Genomic DNA, 4,154 nt, shown 5'->3' with positions numbered 1-4,154 from the left:
AGGCACACGGCACGGGCACCTCGCTCGGCGACCCCATCGAGGCACAGGCCCTGCTCGCCACCTACGGCCAGGACCGCCCCGCCGACCAGCCGCTGGTGCTCGGATCGGTGAAGTCCAACATCGGCCACACCCAGGCGGCGGCGGGTGTCGCCGGCGTGATCAAGATGGTCATGGCGCTGCAGAACGGCCTGGTGCCCGCGACCCTGCACACGGACGAGCCCAGCCCGCACATCGACTGGTCCACGGGCACCCTGCACCTGGCCACCGAGGCCCTGGCATGGCCGGGGAGCGACACCCTCCGCCGGGCCGCCGTGTCGTCCTTCGGCATCAGCGGCACCAACGCCCACGTGATCCTCGAACAGGCTCCCCGCGCGGAGGCGTCCAAGACCACGGCTTCCGCCCCGCCCGCCGACCTGCCCGTGTCCTGGGTGGTCACCGCCAGGTCCGCCGAGAGCCTGCGCGAGCAGGCCCGCCGCCTCCACGCCTGGGCGACGGCCGACCCCGGCCTCACCCCCCTCGACATCGCTCACTCCCTGGCGGCCACGCGGACGCTCATGGAACACCGCGCGGTGGTCATCGGGCGGACCCGCGAGGAACTGCTGCACCGCCTCGACGCGTTCGGGCGCGGCGAGCCCGTCGCCGGAGTGCTGGAGGGCAACTCGGCCGAACAGGCCAGGACCGTGTTCGTCTTCCCCGGACAGGGCTCGCAGTGGGCCGGCATGGCGACCGGCCTCCTCGACGCCTCCCCGGTCTTCGCCGAGCGCATCGAGCAGTGCGCGACGGTGCTGCGCCTGCACACCGACTGGGACCTTCTCGCGGTGCTGCGCGGTGCGCAGGACGCTCCGTCGCTGGAGCGCGTCGATGTGGTGCAGCCCGTGCTGTGGGCGTTGATGGTCTCCCTCGCCGAAGTCTGGCGCTCGCACGGGGTGCAACCCGACGCAGTGGTGGGACATTCGCAGGGCGAGATCGCCGCGGCCTGCGTGGCCGGCGTCCTGTCGCTGGAGGACGGCGCCCGACTGGTGGCGCTGCGCAGCCGCGTCATCGCCGAGGAACTGGCCGGCCATGGCGGAATGGTGTCCATCGCCGCCCCCGTCGCCCGCGTCGAGCAGATGCTCGCCGACCGCGGCGGCGTGTGGGTCGCCACGGTCAACGGCCCCGCCGCCACGGTCGTCGCCGGTGACCCCGAGGCCCTGGACGAGTTCATCGCTGTCTGCGAGCGCGAAGGGGTACGGGCTCGCCGCATCCCCGTGGACTACGCCTCGCACACCCCGCACGTCGAGCGTCTGCGCGAAGCCCTGCTGGAGCTCGCGGCCCCCGTCGCGCCCCGGGCCGCGCAGCTGCCGATGTACTCCGCGGTGACGGGTGACCTCCTGGGCGACGGCTCCGCGGATGCCGGGTACTGGTACCGCAACCTGCGGGAGACCGTGCGGTTCGAGCAGGCCACACGCACCCTCGCCGAGGCCGGTCACTCCGTCTTCGTCGAGGTCAGCCCGCACCCGGTGCTGGCCGCCGCCATCCAGGAAACCCTGGAGGACCACACCGCCGACGCCGTCGTCACCGGCACCCTGCGCCGCGACGAGGGCGGACGCGAGCGGCTGCTGACCGCACTGGCGGAACTCTTCGTGACCGGAACCGCCGTGGACTGGTCGACGGCCTTCGAAGCCGGCAACCCGGTGGACCTGCCCACCTACGCCTTCACCAGGCGACGCTACTGGCTGGAGTCGCCCGAGCCGGACCACGAGAACGAGGCCGGCAACCCCGACGACGAACTGTTCTGGGCCGCGGTGGACGGCGATGACCCGGAGGGCCTGGCGTCGACGCTCGGCGTCGAGGACACCGACGTACGCTCCTCGCTGACCACGGTGCTCCCGGCGCTCTCGGCATGGCATCGCCGGCGGCGCGACCGGGCCGTCATCGACTCCTGGCGCTACGGAATCGAATGGGCCCCGGTCGCCGACACGCAGACCGCCCGCCTGTCGGGCACCTGGCTGCTGGTCATTCCCAAGGAACTGGCCGACGACCCGCGGGTGGGTGTGATCGCGGCCGCGATCGTACGGCGGGGCGCATCCGCGCTGCCGGTCGTGCCCCCCTCCGACGACCCCGACGACCTGGTGGAACACCTGACGCGGACGCTGGGCGAACACCCGGACGTCGTGGGCGCGTTGTCGCTGGCCGCGTGGGACGAGCACACGCACCCCTCGTCCCCCGTCGTGCCCCGGGCCCTCGCCCGGTCCCTGACCGTGATCCAGGCCCTTGCCGTGACCGGCATCGCGGCCCGCACCTGGTGTGTCACCAGCGGCGCGGTCACGACCGGTACGGCAGACGCCCCCGTGGTCCCCTCCCAGGCGACGGTGTGGGGACTCGGACGGGTCGCCGCCATGGAGCACCCGGACCGCTGGGGCGGTCTCGTCGACCTTCCCCAGGACCTGGACGAACAAGCCGCCGACAGGCTGAGCGCCCTGCTCTCGCGCGAGTCCGGCGAGGACCAGCTTGCCGTACGCGCCACGGGCACCTCGGCGCGCAGGCTGGTGCGCACGCCCAACACCGCCGCGCCCGACGCCGAATGGACGCCCCACGGCACCGTGCTGATCACCGGCGGCACCGGCGCCATCGGCCGGCATGTCGCCCGTTGGCTGGCCCTCCGCGGCGCGGAACACCTGATGCTGCTCAGCAGGAGGGGACCGCAGGCCGAAGGCGCCGAAGAACTGCGGGCGGAACTGGAGGCGGCAGGCACCCGGACGACCATCCTCGCCTGCGACGCCGGAGACCGGGACGCACTGGCGGCCGCGCTGTCCACCATCCCCGCCGAGCTGCCGCTGACCGCCGTCTTCCACACCGCGGCCGTGCTCGACGACGCCCCCCTGGAAGCCCTGACCGTGACCCGCGCGGACGCGGTACTGCGGGCGAAGACCGGTGCCGCGTGGAACCTCCACGAACTCACCGAGCACCTGGACCTTTCGGCGTTCGTGCTGTTCTCCTCCACCGCCGGCACCTTCGGCGCGGCCGGCCAGGGCAACTACGCCCCGGGCAACGCCTACCTCGACGCACTCGCCTGGTACCGCAGGGCTCACGGCCGGGTGGCCACGTCCATCGCGTGGGGCGCCTGGGCCGACGGCGGAATGGCCGAGCAGGAAGCCGTCGCGGACCTGCGCCGCAGGCACGGCGTTCCGGTCATGACACCGGAGCGCGCCACCCAGGCGCTGGCCCAGGCCCTCGACGGCGATGACACCTTCGTGGTCGTCGCGGACATCGAATGGGACCGGTTCTACGTCGCCTACAGCGCGGCCCGGCCCAGCCCGATGCTGCACGACCTGGAAGAGGTCCGTCGCCTCCGGGAGACCGCCACCGGCCGCCCCGGACCGGAGGAAGCAGGACCGAAGCTCGCCGAGCGACTCGCCGGTCTCGGCCGGCCGGAGCAGGAACGGATCCTGCGCGAGGTGGTCCGCGCTCACGCCGCGGCCGTCCTCGGCTACGAAGGCCCCGACGCGGTTCCGCTGGGGCGCCCGTTCACGGAACTGGGCCTGGACTCTGTCACCGCGGTGGAACTGCGCAACAGGCTGAGCGGAGCCACCGAGCGCAAACTGCCGGCCGGGCTCGTCTTCGACCATCCCACGGTGACCGCCCTGGTCAGCTACCTCCGCGGCGAGCTGAGCCCCGACGAGACCGAGGTCAACCCGGTGATCTCCGACCTGAACCGGCTGGACGTCGCCCTCGCCGGCATGCCCGACGACGACCCGGCCCGGACCGAGGTGGCCGAGTACCTGGAGAAGCTGCTGCGCCGGGTGAGCCCGGAGCCGATCACCATCAGCCAGTCCACATCGCAGTGGAACCTGGACGCCGCCTCGCAGGACGAGGTGTTCGCGCTCATTGACGAGGAACTGGGAGAGCCGTAACCGCGGCCCCTGGCAACGCAGACGCTTTCCCCACTATTTCGAAACGGACATTCACGATGAGCCAGGCACCCATGGCGAATGAAGAGAAGCTCTTCGGCTACCTCAAGCGCGTCACCGCCGAGTTGAAGGAGACGCGGGAGCGCCTGCGCGCTGCCGAGTCGGCGGTCGGTGAGCCGGTGGCGATCGTGGGTATGAGTTGCCGTTACCCCGGTGGTGTGTCGTCGCCGGAGGACCTGTGGCGTCTGGTGTCGGAGGGTGGGG

General features: G+C 72.5%; 2 protein-coding genes. Both read left to right on the top strand.

Annotation, left to right across the window (positions count from 1 at the left end; translation table 11 throughout):
- The coding region (locus AB0L75_RS43875; protein WP_365191901.1) for an SDR family NAD(P)-dependent oxidoreductase at nt 1-3,893 on the top strand (3,893 nt) is incomplete at its 5' end.
- Between the two features lie 71 nt (nt 3,894-3,964).
- Nucleotides 3,965-4,154, top strand: a 190-nt coding sequence (locus AB0L75_RS43870) for a polyketide synthase docking domain-containing protein (RefSeq protein ID WP_365191900.1), incomplete at its 3' end; no start/stop codon positions are given.

This window comes from Streptomyces sp. NPDC052101, from assembly GCF_040680235.1.
Lineage (GTDB): Bacteria > Actinomycetota > Actinomycetes > Streptomycetales > Streptomycetaceae > Streptomyces.
The sequence above is the reverse complement of the archived record's forward strand: the minus strand, read 5'-3'. Positions and strand labels throughout refer to the sequence as shown.